Annotated in this window: 16 protein-coding genes; 6 read left to right on the forward strand and 10 right to left on the reverse strand. The window is 70.0% G+C overall.

Annotation, left to right across the window (positions count from 1 at the left end):
• Nucleotides 1-112: 112 nt before the first annotated feature.
• Nucleotides 113-2,593: an ATP-binding protein gene (locus tag ACWEPL_RS19270; protein ID WP_452436968.1), complete on the forward strand. Its 2,481-nt coding sequence runs from the start codon at nucleotides 113-115 to the stop codon at nucleotides 2,591-2,593.
• A gap of 10 nt (nucleotides 2,594-2,603) precedes the next feature.
• Here the strand turns inward: ACWEPL_RS19270 and ACWEPL_RS19275 are convergent, their stop codons facing one another.
• On the reverse strand, nucleotides 2,604-3,476 hold the full coding sequence (locus ACWEPL_RS19275) for a hypothetical protein (protein ID WP_363966083.1): 873 nt from the start codon (nucleotides 3,474-3,476) through the stop codon (nucleotides 2,604-2,606).
• Nucleotides 3,477-3,549: 73 nt separating this feature from the next.
• On the opposite strand from ACWEPL_RS19275, the gene ACWEPL_RS19280 reads away from it, so the two are divergent.
• Nucleotides 3,550-4,332, forward strand: a complete 783-nt coding sequence (locus ACWEPL_RS19280; protein ID WP_363966081.1) for a tyrosine-protein phosphatase — start codon at nucleotides 3,550-3,552, stop codon at nucleotides 4,330-4,332.
• A 90-nt stretch (nucleotides 4,333-4,422) separates the two neighbouring features.
• On the opposite strand, the gene ACWEPL_RS19285 is transcribed toward ACWEPL_RS19280, so the two are convergent.
• The 3 genes from ACWEPL_RS19285 to ACWEPL_RS19295 all read right to left on the reverse strand — a co-directional run bounded on the left by ACWEPL_RS19285 (nucleotide 4,423) and on the right by ACWEPL_RS19295 (nucleotide 7,561).
• Complete coding sequence (locus tag ACWEPL_RS19285) at nucleotides 4,423-4,980, reverse strand: RICIN domain-containing protein (RefSeq protein ID WP_452436969.1); 558 nt, start codon at nucleotides 4,978-4,980, stop codon at nucleotides 4,423-4,425.
• 380 nt (nucleotides 4,981-5,360) lie between these two features.
• Nucleotides 5,361-6,401, reverse strand: a complete 1,041-nt coding sequence (locus ACWEPL_RS19290) for a Gfo/Idh/MocA family oxidoreductase (protein ID WP_452436970.1) — start codon at nucleotides 6,399-6,401, stop codon at nucleotides 5,361-5,363.
• Between the two features lie 260 nt (nucleotides 6,402-6,661).
• Nucleotides 6,662-7,561, reverse strand: a complete 900-nt coding sequence (locus ACWEPL_RS19295; RefSeq protein ID WP_350723021.1) for a proteasome assembly chaperone family protein — start codon at nucleotides 7,559-7,561, stop codon at nucleotides 6,662-6,664.
• Between the two features lie 631 nt (nucleotides 7,562-8,192).
• Here ACWEPL_RS19295 and ACWEPL_RS19300 point away from each other — a divergent pair.
• Entirely contained in the window at nucleotides 8,193-9,113 is a 921-nt protein-coding gene (locus ACWEPL_RS19300; RefSeq protein ID WP_452436971.1) for a terpene synthase family protein, read from the forward strand.
• Between the two features lie 8 nt (nucleotides 9,114-9,121).
• On the opposite strand, the gene ACWEPL_RS19305 is transcribed toward ACWEPL_RS19300, so the two are convergent.
• Complete coding sequence (locus tag ACWEPL_RS19305) at nucleotides 9,122-11,227, reverse strand: ATP-binding protein (RefSeq protein ID WP_363966073.1); 2,106 nt, start codon at nucleotides 11,225-11,227, stop codon at nucleotides 9,122-9,124.
• Nucleotides 11,228-11,709: 482 nt separating this feature from the next.
• Here ACWEPL_RS19305 and ACWEPL_RS19310 point away from each other — a divergent pair, with 482 nt between their 5' ends.
• Together ACWEPL_RS19310 and ACWEPL_RS19315 are read left to right on the forward strand one after the other, a co-directional pair.
• The gene (locus ACWEPL_RS19310) at nucleotides 11,710-12,009 is read left to right on the forward strand and encodes a helix-turn-helix domain-containing protein (protein ID WP_452436972.1); all 300 of its coding nucleotides are present in this window, start codon (nucleotides 11,710-11,712) and stop codon (nucleotides 12,007-12,009) included.
• Nucleotides 12,010-12,461: 452 nt separating this feature from the next.
• Nucleotides 12,462-14,147, forward strand: coding sequence for a hypothetical protein (locus ACWEPL_RS19315; RefSeq protein ID WP_452436973.1), 1,686 nt, complete (start codon nucleotides 12,462-12,464; stop codon nucleotides 14,145-14,147).
• 158 nt (nucleotides 14,148-14,305) lie between these two features.
• Here the strand turns inward: ACWEPL_RS19315 and ACWEPL_RS19320 are convergent, their stop codons facing one another.
• The 5 genes from ACWEPL_RS19320 to ACWEPL_RS19340 all read right to left on the reverse strand — a co-directional run bounded on the left by ACWEPL_RS19320 (nucleotide 14,306) and on the right by ACWEPL_RS19340 (nucleotide 17,522).
• Nucleotides 14,306-14,662 carry a DoxX family protein gene (locus ACWEPL_RS19320; RefSeq protein WP_452436974.1) on the reverse strand — a complete coding sequence of 119 codons (357 nt, stop codon included), beginning with the start codon at nucleotides 14,660-14,662 and terminating at the stop codon, nucleotides 14,306-14,308.
• A 29-nt stretch (nucleotides 14,663-14,691) separates the two neighbouring features.
• The gene (locus ACWEPL_RS19325; RefSeq protein WP_363966065.1) at nucleotides 14,692-15,489 is read right to left on the reverse strand and encodes an ABC transporter permease; all 798 of its coding nucleotides are present in this window, start codon (nucleotides 15,487-15,489) and stop codon (nucleotides 14,692-14,694) included.
• Nucleotides 15,486-16,256: an ABC transporter permease gene (locus tag ACWEPL_RS19330; protein ID WP_363966064.1), complete on the reverse strand. Its 771-nt coding sequence runs from the start codon at nucleotides 16,254-16,256 to the stop codon at nucleotides 15,486-15,488. Before ACWEPL_RS19330 ends, ACWEPL_RS19325 begins: the two co-directional genes overlap by 4 nt.
• Nucleotides 16,246-17,163, reverse strand: a complete 918-nt coding sequence (locus ACWEPL_RS19335) for an ABC transporter ATP-binding protein (protein ID WP_350723000.1) — start codon at nucleotides 17,161-17,163, stop codon at nucleotides 16,246-16,248. Before ACWEPL_RS19335 ends, ACWEPL_RS19330 begins: the two co-directional genes overlap by 11 nt.
• Nucleotides 17,164-17,231: 68 nt before the next feature.
• Nucleotides 17,232-17,522, reverse strand: coding sequence for an antibiotic biosynthesis monooxygenase (locus tag ACWEPL_RS19340; RefSeq protein WP_452436975.1), 291 nt, complete (start codon nucleotides 17,520-17,522; stop codon nucleotides 17,232-17,234).
• 60 nt (nucleotides 17,523-17,582) lie between these two features.
• Between ACWEPL_RS19340 and ACWEPL_RS19345 the strand changes: the two genes are divergently transcribed.
• Nucleotides 17,583-18,227, forward strand: a complete 645-nt coding sequence (locus tag ACWEPL_RS19345; protein WP_452436976.1) for a TetR/AcrR family transcriptional regulator — start codon at nucleotides 17,583-17,585, stop codon at nucleotides 18,225-18,227.
• Nucleotides 18,228-18,597 lie beyond the last annotated feature (370 nt).

Consider the following 18,597-nt stretch of genomic DNA (forward strand, 5'->3'; position numbering starts at 1 on the left):
GAACGATGGGGTACGGCTGGCGCAAGCCGTACCCCATTGGCTTGAATTACCCCATAGGGGGTGTTCGTTGACAGGGGACTTACCTGACAAACCGCGCAAAAGACGCAGAAAGGTGCCATGGGCCGCGCCCATCTCCGCGGGCCTCGCGGCCGCCGCCGCGAGCGTGCTGACCGCCTCCGTGGACTGGGAGATCCCGCCGCTGGCCAAGATCGCCGTGACCGGCGCGGCGGCCGTCCTCGTCGGGCTGACCACCTGGGCCACCACCGAGCCGCGCGAGCCCCGGCAGCAGGCGCTCCCCGCCCCCGGCCCGCACCCGCCCGACCAGTGGCCGCCGGTCCCCGAGCACTTCACCGGCCGCGCCGAGGCGCTGGCCGAGCTGCACGAGGTCTTCACCGAGCGCAGGAAGACCCCCGGCCTCTCACCGCCCCTCGTGGTCTCCCTGTACGGCCGGGGCGGCGTCGGCAAGTCGGCGCTGATGACCAGGTTCGCGCACGAGACGGCCGGCTGGTTCCCCGACGGCAGGCTCTACGCCGACCTGCGCGGCGGCGTGGACGCACCGGTGCGCCCCGACGAGGTGCTGATCGGGTTCCTGCGCGCGCTGGACGTGCGCCTGACCACCGACCCCGGCGGCCTGGACGAGTTACGCAAGCTCTGGCTGACCTGGACCAAGGGCCGCAGGATCCTCATCGGCCTCGACAACGCCCACGACGCCGAACAGGTCAAGGCGCTGATCCCGGCTGAGCCCGGCTGCGCGGTGCTGGTCACCTCCCGCGCGCCGCTGTTCCTGAACGGCACCCATGACACGCGGCTGGGCGTGTTCAGCGAGGCGCACGGAGTGGAGCTGCTGGCCAGGCTGGCCGGCGGCGACCGGGTCGTCGACGACCTGGAGGCCGCCAAGGAGGTCGTGCGGCTGTGCGACTACCTGCCGCTGGCGATCAACATCTGCGGCGCCCGGCTGGCCACCCGCGAGCAGTGGAGCATGCGCGAGATGTCCGCCCGGCTGGCCGACACCCGCCGCCGCCTCGACCAGCTCGAAGTGGCCCCGACGGTGGACAAGAGCGTGCGCGCCTCCGTGCAGCTCAGCTACGACGACTGCACGGGCATGCAGCGCCGCCTGCTGCGCCTGCTCAGCGCGCTCACCGCGCCCGACGTGCCCGGCTGGGTGGCCGGCGAGCTGCTCGACAGCTCCGGGCTCGACGGCGCCGACCAGCTCGAAGCCCTCATCGACGCCCAGCTCGCCGAGTGCTCGGGCACCGACCAGACCGGCACGATGCGTTACCGGCTGCACGACCTGGTCAGGGTGTTCGCCGCGGAGCTGGCCGAGCAGGACGAGGCCGAGCGGCGCAGGGCCGCCATCGAGCGCGTGCTCTACGGCTACCGCCGCCGCGCCGAGGAGGCCGCGCAGAACCGCTGGCCGCAGGACTGGAGCAAGGGCGGGCGCCGCTCCGACGCCGACGGGCAGGTCCGGGCCGGCGACTGGCTCAACGCCGAGCGGCTGACGCTGCTCGCCATGATCCACCTGGCCCGCCAGCTCCGGCTGTGGGAGCTGACCTGGGGGCTGGCCAGGGCGTTCTGCTCCCTGTGCCACTCGCTGCGCGCATACTGGGCCGACTGGGTGGCCGTCGCCGAGCTCGGCTGCGAGGCCGCCGCGCAGATCGGCGACCGGCGCGCGCTGGCCATCGCGCTGCTCGACAGCGCCTCCGTGCACGGCGGCCTGGGCCTGCGGGAGCGGGCGCTGGAGGAGGCCAGGCGGGCGCTGGAGACGTTCGAGGAGCTGGGGGAGACCTGGTGGGCGGCCAGGGCCATGCGCACGATCGGCATGACGCTGTTCAGCGACGGCCACCTGGACCGGGCGCAGGACTATCTCATCGGGGCCATCACCGCGTTCAAGGGCGAGGACGACCTGTGGTGGATGGCCCGCACCCAGCGCAACCTCGCCGAGATGCGCATGTCGGAACGCCGTCCCGACGAGGCCAGGGAGCTGCTGGAAGACGCCCTGGAGATCTTCAAGCGGGACGGCAACCGCTACTCCGAGGCCCAGACCCTGCGCGTCTACGGCGAGGTGCTGGCCGCGCAGGCGCGCGTCGAGCACCGCGCGGGCGACCTCCGGCCGGCGGCCAACCTGTTCACCAGGGCCGGGTTCAGCCTCGACCGGGCCTCCGAGATGTTCAGGCAGCGCGGGGAGCTGTGGGAGGAGGCCCGCTGCCTGCGGGCCGCGGGGGAGGTCGGCGACCCCGACAACGGGCTGCGCGAGCTGGACTTCGTCCGGCGGGCCGAGAAGATCCTGGCCGCGCTGGGCGACTCGTGGGGGGTGGCCAGGACCGCCGTGTCGGCCGGGCGGGCCCTGGCGCGGCTGGGCCGGATCGAGGAGTCGGAGCGGGAGCTGCGGCGGGCGGTGCGGGGGTTCGAGGAGCTCGAGGACCGGTGGTGGATGGCCAGGAGCCTGCGCTACCTGGGGGAGGCGCACCTCGACGCGGGCGGCCGCGGGGCCGCGGTGGGGCCGCTGGAGCAGGCCAGGGACATCTACCGCAGCCTCGGCAACGAGGCCGGCATGCGCCGCACCCTGGAGCTCCTCAGACGCGCCGGCCCCTGAGCGGCCCGGATCACGTGAGGGGGGTCCTGATCAGCTCGCCCGCCGCCAGCCTGGCCTGGGCGATGCTCTCCTCGAACAGCTTGCGCACGTGCGCCGCCTGGTCGGCCAGCTCCCTGATGCGCTCGTGGGCCAGCTCGTCCCGCACGGTGTCGGCGATCAGCTGCTGGTATTCGGGGGTCTTGGCGGCCAGCGCCTCGAGCCGCCGGTGCGCGTGGTAGACCTTGTCCGCCTTGACCACCTGCTTGGCGTACTTCTCCAGGTGGCGGACGCGGTGTGACAGCGACGTCCAGGCGGCGTCCAGCGCGGTGGTGTAGGGCTTGAACGCGTCCTCCATGCCGGGCGGCAGCTCGCGGGGGACGATCTTGCCGTGCTCGGCGTGCATGGACGACAGCTTCCGCAGCCGCTGGGCGATCTGCCAGACCTCCTCGGGCAGTGAGACCCGGTTGTCGATGGTGTCGATCAGGCCGTCCCGGTGGACGCGGGAGGCCATGATCGCCTCGACCGCGTTCTGTGCCCTGCGCAGCAGCCTCTGGCAGGGGTAGTCCAGGTCCTCGGGGAGGATGAAGCGGTTGGCGTGGACCTGGGCGGCGCGGATCCGCCGCCGGGTCGATCGATAGGTGCCGTCCAACGCCATCCACCTGAACAGGACGATCAGCCCGAGCCCCACACCGGGGACCAGCAGGGCTGCCGTGCCGGTCGCTACGGCGACCACCATCAGGAGGGCCGGGATCACGAAGAGGAGGGCAGGGTTCTTCGTGGTGTCCACGCGCACACCGGATCGAGCCAGGCGGAGGATGTGCGGGCTGGACCGCAGCTCGACCGAGATCTCCGGGTGCAGCGTTGGATCGATCACCAGCCGGGGCGGCAGAGCTCGTGGATCCATACGTTCATGCTGCGTTATGAACCTCGAATTCGCTCATATTTGGCGGACATATAGGGTCGCAATAATGGATGAGATGACGAGGTGGATAGACCTGGAAGGCGCGGTCAACGCGCGTGACCTGGGCGGATTGCCGACTCGCGACGGCGGCCGCATCCGGCGCGGGCGGATCTTCCGCGCCGACAACCTGCAGGGCCTCACGCCGGGTGACGTGGCGGTGCTGGTGGGTGAGCTGAAGCTGCGGCACGTCGTGGATCTGCGCTCGAACGCCGAGGTCGCGATGGAGGGCCCGGGGCCGCTGACCCTGGTGCCCGAGGTGCGCCACCACCACTTGACGCTGTTCGCGGAGGGCGGCACGCACACCGACGTCGAGGCCGACACCATCGACGGCGACCGGGTGCTGCCCTGGGCCGAGCGCGGGCTGGACGAGGAACTGCGGGTGACCGGCTTCTACTTCGGCTACCTGCGCGACCGCCCGGACGCGGTGGTGGCGGCGCTGCGCGCGATGTCGCTGGACGACGGGGCGGCGCTGGTGCACTGCGCGGCGGGCAAGGACCGCACCGGAGTGCTGGCGGCGCTGGCGCTGGAGGTGGCGGGGGCGACCCGAGAGGCGATCGTCGAGGACTACGTGGCGACGGGGGAGCGGCTGGAGCTGATCCTCAAGCGGCTGCGGAGCAGCGCGACGTACCGGGGCGATCTGGACTCGCGGCCGGCGGACGACCACATGCCGCGGGCCCGGTACATCGAGCAGTTCTTCCAGGTGCTGGACGAGCGGTTCGGCGGGGCGATGGGCTGGCTGACCCGGCACGGCTGGACCGACGCCGACACGACCGCCCTCCACACCCGCCTCCGCGACTGACGCCACCACCGGCCGCCTACCGCGTGGCAGCAGGCGGACGGCCCCGCGCCGAAGCGACGCGGGGCCAGGGTCAACACCTCCGGTTGGCGCTCATGGGGTTCGGAGACGCCAGATCTGGTTGGGGCGGTCCTTGCAGATCGCCTGGATGACGTTGGCCCCGTGGGCCCGGCTGGCGTCCTGAACGTCCAGGCACAGGCCGCTGTGCCGGGCGATCAGCTCGAAGGGGAGGCCGGTGCCGCGCCATTTCGGTCCGGGCACCGTCCGCATCCTCCACTGCTGGTTGTAGCCCGGGTCCCAGCAGTTCGCCTGCAGGACGTCGGCGCCGTGGAAGCGGCTGGCGTCCTGTACGTCCAGGCACATGCCGCTGTGCCGGGCAACGAGCTTGAAGTAGCCGTTGTCGGTTCGCCTGAGAGCCCACTGCTGGTTGCGTCCATTCACGCAGTACGCCTGCAGAACGTTGGCCTTGTTGGCGCGGCTGGCGTCCTGAACGTCCAGGCATCTGCTGCTGTGCTCGGCGACGACCTCGTAGTAGGTGGTTTCGGCGTGGGCGACCCCGATCCCGGTGAGGGCGAGGCCGGCGGCTGCGGTCAAGGAGACGATGAGGGTACGGCGGACTGCTGCGAGGGACATGATCATCATTTGTGTCATGTGATCCAGAGTGGGCGTGACCGGCGGATTCCTCATGAGTAGGGCCTACTCATTTCCGGGATCCCTGGTTCCTGGCGGCCCAGGCCAGAGCCAGGCCGCCGAGGAGAGCGGTGGGCTGGTGCGGGGAGATCAACACCGCGACCAGGGCGGCGAGGAGGAGCAGGGCGCACGCGTTCGCGGCGAGGAAGGCGCGGCCCAGACCGGCGGTGACGGTCCTCCGGCGAGGCGCCCGGAACGGACCGGCGAAGGCCGCCAGGGTCGGGACGACTCTGCCCCCGCTGGACCGCCGGCGCTGCCGTCGGACGGCTCTGGTTGCCGCCCTGTATGAGTCGCCGCCCTGGATGACTGGCGCGCCGCTCGCGTCCGGGCGGGTGGGTGGGTCAGCCCAGGTGGGTGACGATGCGCTGGGTGGCCGACAGGCGGGCGGCCTCGATGACGGTCAGCGTGTCGATCACGCTCTCCGGGTCCACGGGTGGTGGCGCCCCCTCGCGCAGGGTCGCCACCACCCCGCGATAGAAGTCCAGGTACGCCCCCGGCTCCGTCCGCTCGGCACGATGGGCCTCCTCCGTGCCGAGCAACCCCCAGCTCCCCTCGTCATCCTCCCCGAACTCCGGCGAACCGGGCGACATCCCCGCCCGCAGCCGCTCCTCCTGCACGTCCATCCCGTACTTCACGAACCCGGCCGCCGAGCCCAGCACCCGGAACCTGGGCCCGCGCCAGGCCGCCACCGAGCTCATCCACAGATGCGACCGGGCCCCGCCCGCGTGCGTCAGCGCGATGAACGTGTCGTCGTCGGAGGCCACCCCCTCGCGCCGCACGTCGCTCTCGCAGTAGACCTCGCGCGCCGGGCCGAGCAGTTGCAGGGCCTGGTCCACCAGGTGGCTGCCCAGGTCGTAGAGGAGCCCGCCGATCTCCTCCGCGCCCCCGGTCTCCCGCCAGCCGCCCTTGGGCACCGGCCGCCACCGCTCGAACCTCGACTCGAAGCGCAGCACGTCACCCAGCCGCCCCTCCTCGACCAGCCTGCGGACGGTGCGGAAGTCGCCGTCCCAGCGCCGGTTCTGGAACACGGTCAGCATGAGCCCGCGCTCCTTGGCCAGCCGCACCAGCTCCCGGCCCTCCGCAGCGGTCCTGGCCAGGGGTTTGTCCACGACGACGGGCAGGCCGGCGGTGAGCGCGGAGGCTGCGGTGGCCACGTGGGTCCTGTTGGGGGAGGCGACCACGACGAGATCGCACCGGCCCCACAGCTCGTCCACGTCGGGCACCGGGACCGCGCCGTACTTCTCGGCCACCTCGGCCTGGCGGGCGGGGTTGCCGGTCACGACGGCGGTCAGGGACAGGCCGGGGGTGGCGTGGATGAGAGGGGCGTGGAAATACGCTCCGGCGGTGCCGTAGCCGACCAGTCCGACCCGGATGTCAGTCATTTCCTCAGGCTATCCGGCAGCCCCGTCGAGACCCCTCAGGCGGTGCCCGGCCACGGCCCTGGTCCCGGGGTCACGAAGGCATCGCTGTTTCCGGGGTCACGAAGGCACCACGTTTCCGGGGTCACGAAGGCACCACCCAGACGGCCCACGGGGCGGCGTGACGGCGGCCCGCCACGCACACCTGGTGAGCGTCACCCTGGACAGGCCCCCGCCACGTGCGGCGGGTGGTGCCGGCTCGGGCCACCGTAAAATATGGGTGTTTACTCGTCGTCGCGCTCGGCGAGGAAGCGTTCGAACTGGGCGGCCAGTTCGTCGCCCGTGGGCATCGGGGTCGTCTCGGCCATCAGGTTCTCGCGCTCGGCGCCGCCCGCGAACGCGTCGTACTGCTGCTCCAGCCCCGTGATCGCGGTGGAGAGCTCGGTGGAGGCCTGGATCTGCTCCTCGATCTCCGTCGTCGTACGGCGGGCCGCGTCGCGCAGCCCGTCCAGCGGGAACACCAGCCCCGTGCCCCGCGTCACCGCCTCCAGGCCGGTGACGGCGGCGGTCGGGTACTCGGCCTGCGAGAGGTAGTGCGGTACGTGGATCGCGTACCCCAGCGCGTCGTGCCCCTGCGCCCCCAGCCGGAACTCCAGCAGCGCCGCCACGCTCCCCGGCACCTGGACCCGTCCGAACGCGCTCGTCTGGGAGTTGATCAACTCGGGCCGGCTGGCGTGCATCGTCAGGCCGAGCGGCCGGGTGTGGGGGACCGCCATGGGGATGCCGTGGAGCGTCACGATCTTGCTCACCTTCAAGCGCTCCACCAGGTCCGACACGGCCTTGGTGAACAGCTCCCACTCCCGGTCGGGCTCGGGCCCGCTCATCACCAGGAACTGCGTTCCCGTCGCGTCCTTGGCGACATGAACGGCCAATTCCGGGCTCTCGCACTCCACCCATCGGTCAGTGTCGAAGGTCATGATGGGCCGGCGAGACCGGTAGTCGAGCAGCCGATCCACGTCGAACGTCGCCACGACCCGGTGCTCCAGCTCGGCCAGCAGGTGGCCCAGTGCGAGGCGTCCGGCGGCCCCCGCGTCGACGAAGCCGTCGAAGTGGTACAGCAACACCGGATCGGGCAGCTCGGGCGCGTCGTCTGCGAGCTCGTAGAGATCCTTCGGGTCGAACACGGTTGGACAGCCTTTCCCTAGGTACTCTTCACCAGAACCTACGGCGAGTCGGAACGATTCCGCGCACGGCACCCTATCGAGGGTCAATAGGACACATCTCCACTGACCCGAAGATCGGGGGTTCGCAACCGGGATGTTCGCCCTGGCCAGGACGGGTGCCGCCGGGATGCCGAAGACATAGGCCGAGGTCGGGCACCGGTCGAGGCGACCGACGGCAAAGGTGACACTTTGCTGGTGCTCGCGGCTCATTACGGTCACGCCAGGACGGTTTCGCCCGCTTGCAACAGCGGGGCGCCGATTCCCGCCGGGTCCGCGACCTCGGTCTGACGCCGCTCACCACAAAAGGAGTCTGTCGTGGTCAGAGCGTTACCGAATGAGAGCGACGATCGCCGCACGGGCTCGCCGCCGGCGTTGCGTGCGACGCGATTGTGGTAAATGACCAGTTTATCCAATGGTTCACGCAAAGCGATTCATAGTATGAAATAAGCACTAAAGGCCTCGAAGTTGCCGCCTGTGGCCTTTCGTTCACCGCCTCGTCATGCTGGATGACGTGGCTACTTCTGCGCAAACATTTGGTAGGCGACCACTCCACATCCCTCCGTTGCCATGTCCGTTCCCGAACGAGATCCACGTGCACGCCGCGGAGGTCGACGCGGAGAGTCACGCATGGCTGGCCGCCACGAACATGCTCACCGGCGCCGAGGCGATCGAGCACTTCCGGCGCTCCAAAATCGGCCTGCTCGCGGCCCGAACCAACCCGACCGTGCCGCGTGACAGCCTCCGGTTGATCAACGACTGGTACAACTGGCTCTTCGCGTTCGACGACGCGTTCTGCGAGGGCGAGCTGATGGGACACCGGGCCTCCGCGTTGGCCCGCGCCCTGCCGCCGCTCCTCGAGATCCTCGACGGACGCAGGAAGCCGGACTTCGACGACCCGTTCGGCCTCGCCCTCTACGAGCTCCTGCACCGGATCTCCGAAGCCGCCACCCCCGCCCAGGTGGACCGGTGGCGGATCACGGTGAAGGAGTACCTGTTCGCCCAGATCTGGGAGGCGGCCAACCGCGAGGTCGACCTGATCCCCAACCCTGAGGACTACGTGCTGATGCGCCGCATCACGGGGGCCACGTACACCTGCTTCGCGCTCATCGACGCCGGTGGCGGTTACCGGCTCGAGGCGGAGGAATGGCATCATCCCGATGTTCGCGCGCTCTCCGACCTGGCGTGCGACCTCATCGGCTGGGACAACGACCTGCTCTCGTACGCCAAGGAACGGGGGAACGACAAGGCCCGGCACAACCTCGTCACCGTCCTGGCCACGCACAAGTCCCTCTCCCTCCAGGACGCGTTGCGCGAGGTCGCGGAGATGCACAACAACGCGATCGCCGCGTTCATCGAGCGGCGCGCGACGCTGGAACACTGGGCGTCGCTACCGGTCCGCAAGTACGTACGGGGGCTCGAACACTGGGTGCGCGGGCACATCGAGTTCTCCCTCGGCAGCGCACGTTACGTGCACGCCTGGCCCGACGGCACCCGCTGGCCCCAGGCGGTCTGAGGCCGGCGCTATTCAGAGGCGTCCGGCTCGCCACCGAGCGCGAGTTCGGACGCCTCGTCCAGGTCGAGCCTGGCGCCGTCCTCGAAGGTGTTCTTGTAGGCCTGCTCGCCCATCCGCCGCACACACTCGCGCACGCACACGTTGTGGTCGTCGGTCAGGAACGGCGCGCCCATCTGCGGCAGGCCGGCCGACTTCCAGTTCTGCTGCAACGCGCCGAGCAGCCTGGCGGCCAGCGCCAGCTCGTCGTGCAGGACGAAGATGCGCGCGCAGGTCTCCAGCGCCAGCAGGGTGCCGAGCGTGTCGTGGAAGTGCCGCTTGATCCGCAGCCCCTCCCTGGCGCTCTGCAGCGCCTCCTCCGCCCTGCCGGTCGCGAGCCTGGTGAAGGCCAGCGCCCACTGCGCGTACGAGCTGACCCAGAGCTCGCCGCGCTCCCTGCACACCTGCAGGCAGTCCAGCAGCAGCGACTCCGCCTCGTAGAACTCGCCCTGCGACGACAGCACCAGCGACAGCTCGACGATGGCGGGCAGCAGGCCGGGGTTGAGCTCCTTGTTGTCGGTGTTGAACTCGATCGCCACGCCCAGCAGCGCGCTGGCCTTCTGCAGGTCACCCTGGAGCAGCGCGGCCGTGCCCTGCATCTTGGAGGCCAGGATCACGGCCCTGGAGTCGCCGACCCTGACGGCCTCGGTGCTGCACTGCTCGGCCGCCTTCAGCGCGCCCGCGCTGTCACCCTGGGCGCTGCGCACGTACGAGAGGACCCACAGCGCCTTGCAGCGCTCCTTGCTCACGGTGGGGTTGGCCTGGAGCGCCTTCTCCAGGTAGAGCCGCCCCTCACGGACGAATCCGCAGCAGATCCACATGAACCACAACGACGACAGCAGCGTCAGCGCCAGCACCGACTTGCCCGGCGACTTGAGCGCGTGGTCGAGCGCCACCCGTACGTTGTCGTGCTCCTGCCGCATGCGGACGAACCAGTAGATCTGCCGCGGCCCGGACCAGGCGTCCTCGCTACGCTGGGCCAGGCTCAGGTAGTACTCCAGGTGCCGCTGCTGCATCTGTTCCCTCTGGCCGAGCTTGTCGAGCCACTCCTCGCCGTACTCCGCGAGGGTGTCGATGAGCTTGTAGCGGACCCCGGCGTGGTTGCTCCTGATCAGCAGGATGGACTTCTCGACCAGCCCCGTGACCAGATCGGTGATGTCCTCGGACGGCAGCCGCCCGTCGGAGCAGACGAACCTGGCCGCGTCCAGCTCGAAGTCCTTCGCGAACACCGACAGCCGCGCCCACAGCAGCCGCTCCGCGGGCTCGCACAGCTCGTGACTCCACCCGATGGCCGCCCGCAGCGTCTGGTGCCGCGGCAGCGCCGTCCGGCTCGCGCCCGCCAGCAGGCTGAACCGGTCGGCCAGCAGCCCGAGGATCTGCTCCACCGACAGCGCCCGCAGCCGCACGGCCGCCAGCTCGATCGCGAGCGGGATCCCGTCGAGCCTGCGGCACAGCTCGGCCACGGCGCCGATGTTGTCCTCGTCGAGCACGAAGTCGGGCACGCTCGCCCCGGCGCGTTCGGCGAAGAGCTGCACGGACTCGTTCGTGAACAGGCTCTCGCCCGGATCCTCGAACGGCACCTGCAGCGGCGGCACGGGGACCACGTGCTCGTACGGCAGGTTCAGCGACTGGCGGCTGGTGGCCAGCACCTTCAGATTGGGCGCCGCCTCCAGCAACTCGTGCACCAGATCGGCGCACCCGTGCACCAGGTGTTCGCAGGTGTCGATGATGAGCAGCATGTCGCGCTCGCCCACCCACTCCGACAACGACTCGGACTCGGCCCGCGAGGACTGGTCGGCGATGCCCAGCGCGGAGGCGATGGTGTGCTTGACCATGCCCGCGTCCTGCAGCCGGCCGAGATCAGCGAACCACACGCCGTCCGGATACTGCGACCGGACGAGATGCGCGAGCCTCAGCACCGTACGGGACTTGCCCACGCCCCCGATGCCCGTCACGGTCACCAGGCGGGACTCGCCGAGGTGCCGTTTGAGGTTGGCGAGGAGCCGTGTCCTGCCGATGAAGCTGGTGAGCTCCGCCGGTAGATTGCCGTCTCGCTGCCAGCCTGTCGGGGTTGCCATGAGCAGCCTCACGGGGGGATAGGCGACACCTGCTCTCGCATCGTACCGCCGCCGCCCCCGCCTGTCCCTGGACCTGCGGACACGTCGGGTGCTTTGTATGCCCGAGTAGCATGTCCGGCGTGAACGATTTTCTACCGGAGCAGACAGCGGACGACACGGACGAGGGCTGGGGCGACTGGCCCGAGACCGACCCGGACGCCTTCTACCTGGACAACAAGCCTCCACACTGGGCCTAGAAGCAAGGCCTTCCACAACGGGGCGCTTCGCGCTCGGAGTTCCAGGCTGCGCCTCCCAAGGGGGCTCCGCTCCCTTTCGATCCCCCTCAACCCCCGCTCGCTGCGCTCGCCAGCGCCCGCCCGTTGCCCGGTTACCGGGTTGGCCCGCTGGAGCCCGCCCCGGACCGGGTGCCTTCCGGGCCTCGTTGGCCGGTCGTGCGTGGTGCACTTGGCGGCCGGTTGCGTACCAGATGAGGAGTGAGCGGCATGGCTGAGCGCAAGGCCTGGTCCGACAAGCGCGCTGAGATCATGAGCTGCCCTGGCGCCGGAGCCGCCTACGAGGCCGCCCGTATTCGATTCGAACTCGGCGAGACCGTACGGCGCCGCCGCGAGGAACTTGGGCTCACTCAGGCCGAACTCGCTGAGCGAGCAGGACTCGAGCAACCGGCGGTGGATCGCTTCGAGGGGGGCGGCACCATGCCCACCATCCCCATGCTGGAACGCCTGGCCGAAGCACTCGAACTGCGGCTCAGCGTCCAACTCCAGCCGCTCTCCAGAGCCGGTTGACCACATTCGCCGACAACTGCACCACGTCGCACTCGACAACCAGCCGTGACTCGCACAGGCCGACACAGCAGGGCAGCCCCCCGATGAGCTTCGTGAGCCGTCCGGCCCGTTGCGGCGCCATCGAGCCCACCCGCTGACCGGCGAAGCGGTGGGCCATCTGATGCCCGCCCCGGACCGGGTGCCTTCCGGATCGGGTCGGCCGATCGCGCATGGCGCGGTGTTCGCCAGTAACGGCTCGATCAGCTCCTACCGCGCGTCGGTCAGGCCCGAGGGGTAGCGATCAGCAGGCATCCAGCCACCTGCCGGCACAAGCGCTCATCGTCACGCCGCGCTCAGTGATGGCCCACCTCTGGCAGGCGCGGTGGGAGCGCAAGCCCTTGTTGGGACGGCATGTCAGTGGCGATCTCTATCATGCTGCCCCAGAGATCATCCGTGCCGATTGGGGTCCCACCATGGAGCGTCACTTCGCGAGGATTGTCGATGGCCCGTTCGCCGGCCTTGATGCGGAGATCGTCTCTGTGGACGGTCAAAGGTTGACCGCGCGTGTGACGATCTTCGGTCGGGAAACAGCGGTGGAACTCCACCGGGACCAGATAGAGCATCCCGAGGACATACCGGTGCTGTGGTACGGCGAGAAGGAGGACGACGGGCAGGTCCTCGCGGGGCTGCGGGAGCAGATAGCGGCGCAATACGACGACCTCAGGTATGGGAGGAGGTTCGAGTTCTTCCTCGAGCGTGCCGACCTTCCGGAGGAGGACCTGGCCCAGGAGTGGGACGCTTACACCGCGTTGTGCACCGAGATTGACGCCGATGTGCAACGGCGCAAGGCGGTGGCGTTGCGCGCGTTCGATCAGGAGATCGCGCCGCTGCCGGCCGGTGAGGCGAGAAGGCGAGTGGCGGCCGACCCCAGCCGCTGGCTGCCGGCTGCGGCCGCCCGGGAGGAGCGCCGGTCGCGCTACCCGGGCATCGACCGCTCCAATACCGAAGAGCGGTTGCGGGCGGCGATATTAGGGGAGCCCGATCCGCCGCTGACGCTGTGGGAACGGGCCGACCGTCGGCGGGCCGCATCGCGTTCCGCCGCCGGACTGCGGGACTACGCGGTGTGGAAGGCGGCGAACCGACCGCAGGAGCAGGTGAGGTCGGCTGCTGCGGCCCAGGTGGAGCAGGAACGCGCCGCGATCGAGGAGCGCCTTGCTCGCGACTGGGGATTCCAGCTGCCCGACTCGATCTTCCGGTTTCGGGCGTTCCTGCTGTCCCTGGGCCCGGCCGAAAAGCAGGCCCTCGACGACCTGGAACTGTGCCCGTACGGGATCATGGACCTGTTCGATGATCCCGAACGCGGTTCCCGGCCCGGCATCGATGTGCGAGTACACGGCCGCTACTACCGTGACCCGCCCGAGTTCCTCACGTTCATGCACGGCGGCACCGACGGGCTGCATTTCGGGCTCTGGTACGACGACGGCCGCACCTGCACCGGAGTCGCCTCCTACTACAACAACGACGGTGGCGGCGTGGGCATCCCGTCGCGTACCCCTCTCGAGGCGGTCAGGTACACGCTCGAATGGGGATGGCGCCACCTCGGAGACCAGGATGATGAGCCGGCCGATCCCATGGACCCCGAGGTGGTCGCACGACGGCACCGGCTACGGCTCCTGCGCGAGATCCTGATGACCTTCGAGACCGGCGACCGCGACGAGCAGGGCGAGGACTACCACAACGCCTATGGACACTCCCCAGAACTGCTCGAGCACGGAGACCCGGATCGGATCGAAACCCTGGACGGCGGCGGCGCGCTCGTCGACGGTGACACCGCGATCAGGCGCGGCCGACAGAGACCATGGGACGACTACGACTTCTGCACAACCCTGCAGAAGGAGCTGACCGACGACCCGGCCGTCCGGGAAGCCCGCCTCACCGAGGCACGGCACCGCTGCGCCGCCGGACACCCCGCCGACGCTCTCACCCTCGGCCGTGACCTGCACTGGATCAGCGCGGGAGACCCCGAACTCGAACACCATGCGAACGAGCTGCTCACCATGGCCTACCGCGCTCTGGGACGCGACAACCTCGCCGCGATCGCCCAAGCCCACCACCGCCACCGCGATCTCCCCCAGGTGCACGTCCTCGAAGAGACCTGACGCACTCACCACCATCGCACTGCCGACCTGGACAGCGGGGCCGTCGCGAACGGAGCGGAGCGACGCTGCGAAGCCGGTTGACCACATTCGCCGATCTTGACCATCGTGGGCGAACAGCCCCGGCGAAAGACGTTCACGACCTCGAGTGGGATGGACGGTCAGAAGCGGCCCCAGGCGATCAAGGCGGTCAGCGCGAGCAGTACGACGTTGACGGCGACGGCCGCAGGCTCTTCGCGGCGAACGTGGGTGGCGGCGGCGCCGAGCATGGTGATCGCCAGGCCGGCGGCAGCCAGCGGGGTGAGGATCGGGGCGATGCCGGTGGCGGCGGGCAGGATCAGGCCGAGGGCGCCGAGAAGTTCGGCCACGCCGATCAGGCGGATCCGGGTGGGAGTGAAGTCCTCCACCCAGGGCAGCATGGGGCGCAGTCTCTCCTTGGGCAGGGTGGAATGCATGACCCCCGCCAGTCCGAAGACAGCGGCCAGGACGGCCTGCGGTACCCACAAGAACACGTTCACGTCAGTTGCTCCTTTCGCAGGTTCTTGGCCTAGTAGCGGCCGAGGGTGCCGCGGCGTCGGGCGAGGTGCTCGAGCCGGTTGAACAGGATCACCCCGGCGACGGTGATGAGCAGCGGCTGGACCAGCAGCCAGCCAAGACCCCAGCCGGTCGGGAGGGCGGCCAGGGAATGCCCGCCGAGCAGGATGTCCCGCATCGCCTCGATGCCGGGCGCGATGGGGACCGCGAGCCGGCTGAGGAAGGCGACCGGGTCGGGCATGGCGGCCAGGGGGACCAGGGTGCCGCCGGCGATGGCGTAGACGGCCACGGACAGCTGGGTGATGATCTCGATACGTTTGAGCACCAGTGTCAGCCCGCACAGGATGAGGGCCAGGCCGCAGGTGCCCAGCGTGATGGCGGCCAGCGGCACGATCACCTGCGCGTCGAAGGGCAGTCGCCCGCCCTGGAGGGTGATGGTGACCGCGCCGGTGGCCAGGACGGCCAGAGCGGTGGGCAGGGCGGAGATCACGGCGGCGACCTGGCGGCCGAGGATGAGCGCGGCCGAGGGCAGCGGGGTCAGGTAGGTCTGTTCCAGCACACCGGACTGGATGTCGCCCAGATAGCTCCAGAACACGCGGTTGACCTGCTCGTGGATGAAGGTCAGCGCCACCATGCCGAGCAGGACCGGGAGCAGGAGGTCCGCGCGCAGTTGCCCACGTCCCATGAACAGCACGATGAGCAGGTAGAACAGCGGGAACGTGGCCATCTGGATGAGGACTTCGCGCCATCCGGCGACGAGGTTGAGCAGGCCCTTGCGTACTTCCGCGGCGAATCCGCGAGCGAAGATCATGCCGTCTCCTGCAGGGCACGGCGGTGGTTGCGGACGAACAGCAGCCCGCCGGCGGCGGTGAGCGCGACCGTATGGGCGAGCAGCCAGGGCAGGGCGCCTCCGTTCCACGCTTCGGCCAGGGTCCGGTCCTGGAACAGCGTCTGGGTGAGCGCCTCGATGCCCAGCGTGGTGGGCAGGACCCTGGCCAGGGCCGCCAGCCAGTCCGGATAGAAGGCCAGCGGCAGGAACGACCCGTTGAGCAGCAGCACCAGTGCGGTGAACAGCGACTGCAGCGCCCCGATCATCGGGGAGACCAGTGCGAGGGCCGCCAGCAGGAACGTGAAGGCCAGCACGTTCGCTCCGAGCAGCAGGGCCGGCACCAGCGCCGCCCAGCGCATCGGGATCGCGATGCCGGCCACCAGTATGGGGACGAGCGCGGCGACCGCGGCCACGGCCAGGCCGAACACCGAGGCGGTGAGCAGCCGGCCGAGCATCGGCAGCCAGGGCGGCGCCGGGGTCATCTGCGCCTGGGCGAAGGTGCCGGCGCGTTTCTCCTCGATGAGGTCGGCCACCATCACCAATGCGGCGTACTGCAGGAACCAGTAGGCGCCGATCGCGACCAGGGTCCGTGGCAGGAGCTCTTGGCGCAGCTCGCCCTGGCCGAGCACGAACTGCAGGCCGAGGTACATGGTGGTGCTGATCAGCAGGGTGATGACGTGGCCGATCGGGTGGGCCAGCTGTATGCGCAGGCCCTTGCCGATCTCCGCGCGCAGGACGTCAAGCAGCATGGGACGCCTCGTTCACCAGGGCGAGGAACACATCCTCCAGGTCGGGCTGGACCTGGGTCAGCGACTCCAGGACGGCACCCTGGGCGCGCAGGCGCTCGACCACGTCGTACACCTCGTGCGGGTGGCTCACCCGCACGCTGATCGTGGTGACGCCGTCTCGGGTGACGGCGTCGAACCCGGGTGGCGCCGCGCCCTCGACGCGGATCTCGTACCTGTCCCGTTCGCGGAAGCTCGCCAGCAGCTGGTACGTGGGCAGGTCGGCGATGAGCCGTCCTTTGCGCATGACGGCCACCCGGTCGCACAGCTCCTGGGCCACGTCGAGCTGGTGCGTGGTGATCAGGATGGTGGTGCCGAGCTCGCGGGCCTGCTCGGTGATCCAGTTCTTGACGGTGCGGGTGGCCTCGACGTCGAGGCCGAGGGTCGGCTCGTCGAGCAGCACGATCGGCGGGTCGGCGATGAGAGCGGCGGCGATCGCGACCTTCTGCTGCATGCCGCGCGAGAAGCCGCCGACCTTGTCGTCGCGGCGCTCCCACAGCTCCAGGTCGGTCAGCAGGTCACGGGCGCGCTCGGCGACCTGGGCCTTGCGCAGGCCTTTGAGCCGGCCGAAGTACATGAGGTTCTGCCAGGCCGACAGGCTCCAGTAGACGTTGCGCGAGCCTTCCAGCACGGCGCCGAACTGTGCCATCGCGGCCGAGCGCTGCCGGGTCACGTCGAAGCCGCCCAGCCGGACCTGGCCGGAGGTGGGGGTCAGCAGGCCGGCCAGCATCTTGATGGTGGTGGTCTTGCCGGCGCCGTTGGGGCCCAGGAAGCCGAAGACCGACCCGGCGGGGATGCGCAGGGACACCTCGTCGACCGCCCTGACCTGCGCCGAGCCGTAGACCTTGGTCAACGCGTCGATTTCGATCATGTCATCCTCCTTGGTTCGGGGAACCCCGGCCCCCCCGGGCTGCGGGGCAGGAGGGCCGGGGCAGGCGGTCAGAGCTCGGCCAGAACCTCGATGTCCTCCGCCATGACGTCGCGGGCGACTGCGAACGCCGCGACGGCAGCGGGGGTGCCGGGCGCGGCCTGGCGGGCGGCCTGCAGGCTGGCGGCCGAGTCCCAGCGCCAGACGCCGACCCACGTCTCGTCGTTCAGCCGGCCGAGGCGCGCTTCGGTGAGGCCGGGCTGAGTGGCTCTGATGGCGGTGACCAGGGCGGCGTGCCGGGCCTGAACCTGCTCGGCGTCCGCGGGATCGGCCCGGAAGCGGGTGACGCTGATGACCGTCATGACTGTACCTGCTCTCTAGAGTTGACTTCTAGTTGCTGAATCTAGAGATAGACTCTAGCCATGAGTGATGTCAAGCGGACGAACAAGCGGGCTGAGAAGGCGAAGGAGACGCGCCGGCGCATCCTCGCGGCAGCATCGGAGTTGTTCGTGCAGGACGGATATGGCGCGACAAACCTGCAGGACGTCGCCGAGAAGGCCGGGGTCGCGGTGCAGACGATCTACTTCGTCTTCGGCAACAAGCGGGCGCTGCTCAAGGAGCTGGTCGACGTCACGATCGCGGGCGATGACGAGCCGGTGGCCACGATGGACCGGCCGTGGTACGTGGCGGCGCTGGCCGCGGGCACCGCCCAGGACATGCTGCGCGCCTACGTCGCCGGCACGACCTCGGTCCTGGAACGCGTCGCGCCGATCGGCCGGGTCCTGGAGGCGGCGGTCGCGAGCGACCCCGAGGTTGCCGCGCTGTGGCCGCACGACGTCGATCCCCGGCACGTCGTCCAGCAGGGCGCGGCCAGGGCGCTTGCCGGCAAACCCGGGGCGCGGGCCGAGGTGTCGGTGGAGGAGGCCGCCGACCTGCTGTACGGCCTGCTCAGCCCCGAGCTGTACCTGCTGTTCGTGCACGAGCGCGGCTGGACGCGCGAGCGCTGGGAACAGTGGGTCGGCGAGACCCTCCGCGCCCAGCTCTGCACCATGGGCGGGGACGGGTGATCATCCGTCCCGTCGCCCACGTCCTCGGCGGGCGTCTTCCGGTTCGACCGGATCGACGAAGCGGACATACAGGGCCGTACCTGGTCGAATTCGCGCCCACCGGCCAGGTCCGGCGACCGGTCTGCGCCGGTACTGCAAGGCTTGATCGGGTGTGGCCGCGACTGCGATGAGCGGTGTTCTTGGCGCGGGCCGCGCACGCCGCGCCGCAGTGGCGGCGTGAGGTGTCGCTGGTCAGGGCGAAGGTGCGGGTGCCGACGGCTCGAGGGTTTCCGTGGCACCGACACGAGATCCACAGCCGGGCCGCACGGGCAACGGGCAACGGGCAACCCTTCGGGCGCGGACGAGCAGGGGCCATCGCGGCGCATGACCT

The organism is Nonomuraea sp. NPDC004186 (assembly GCF_053603495.1).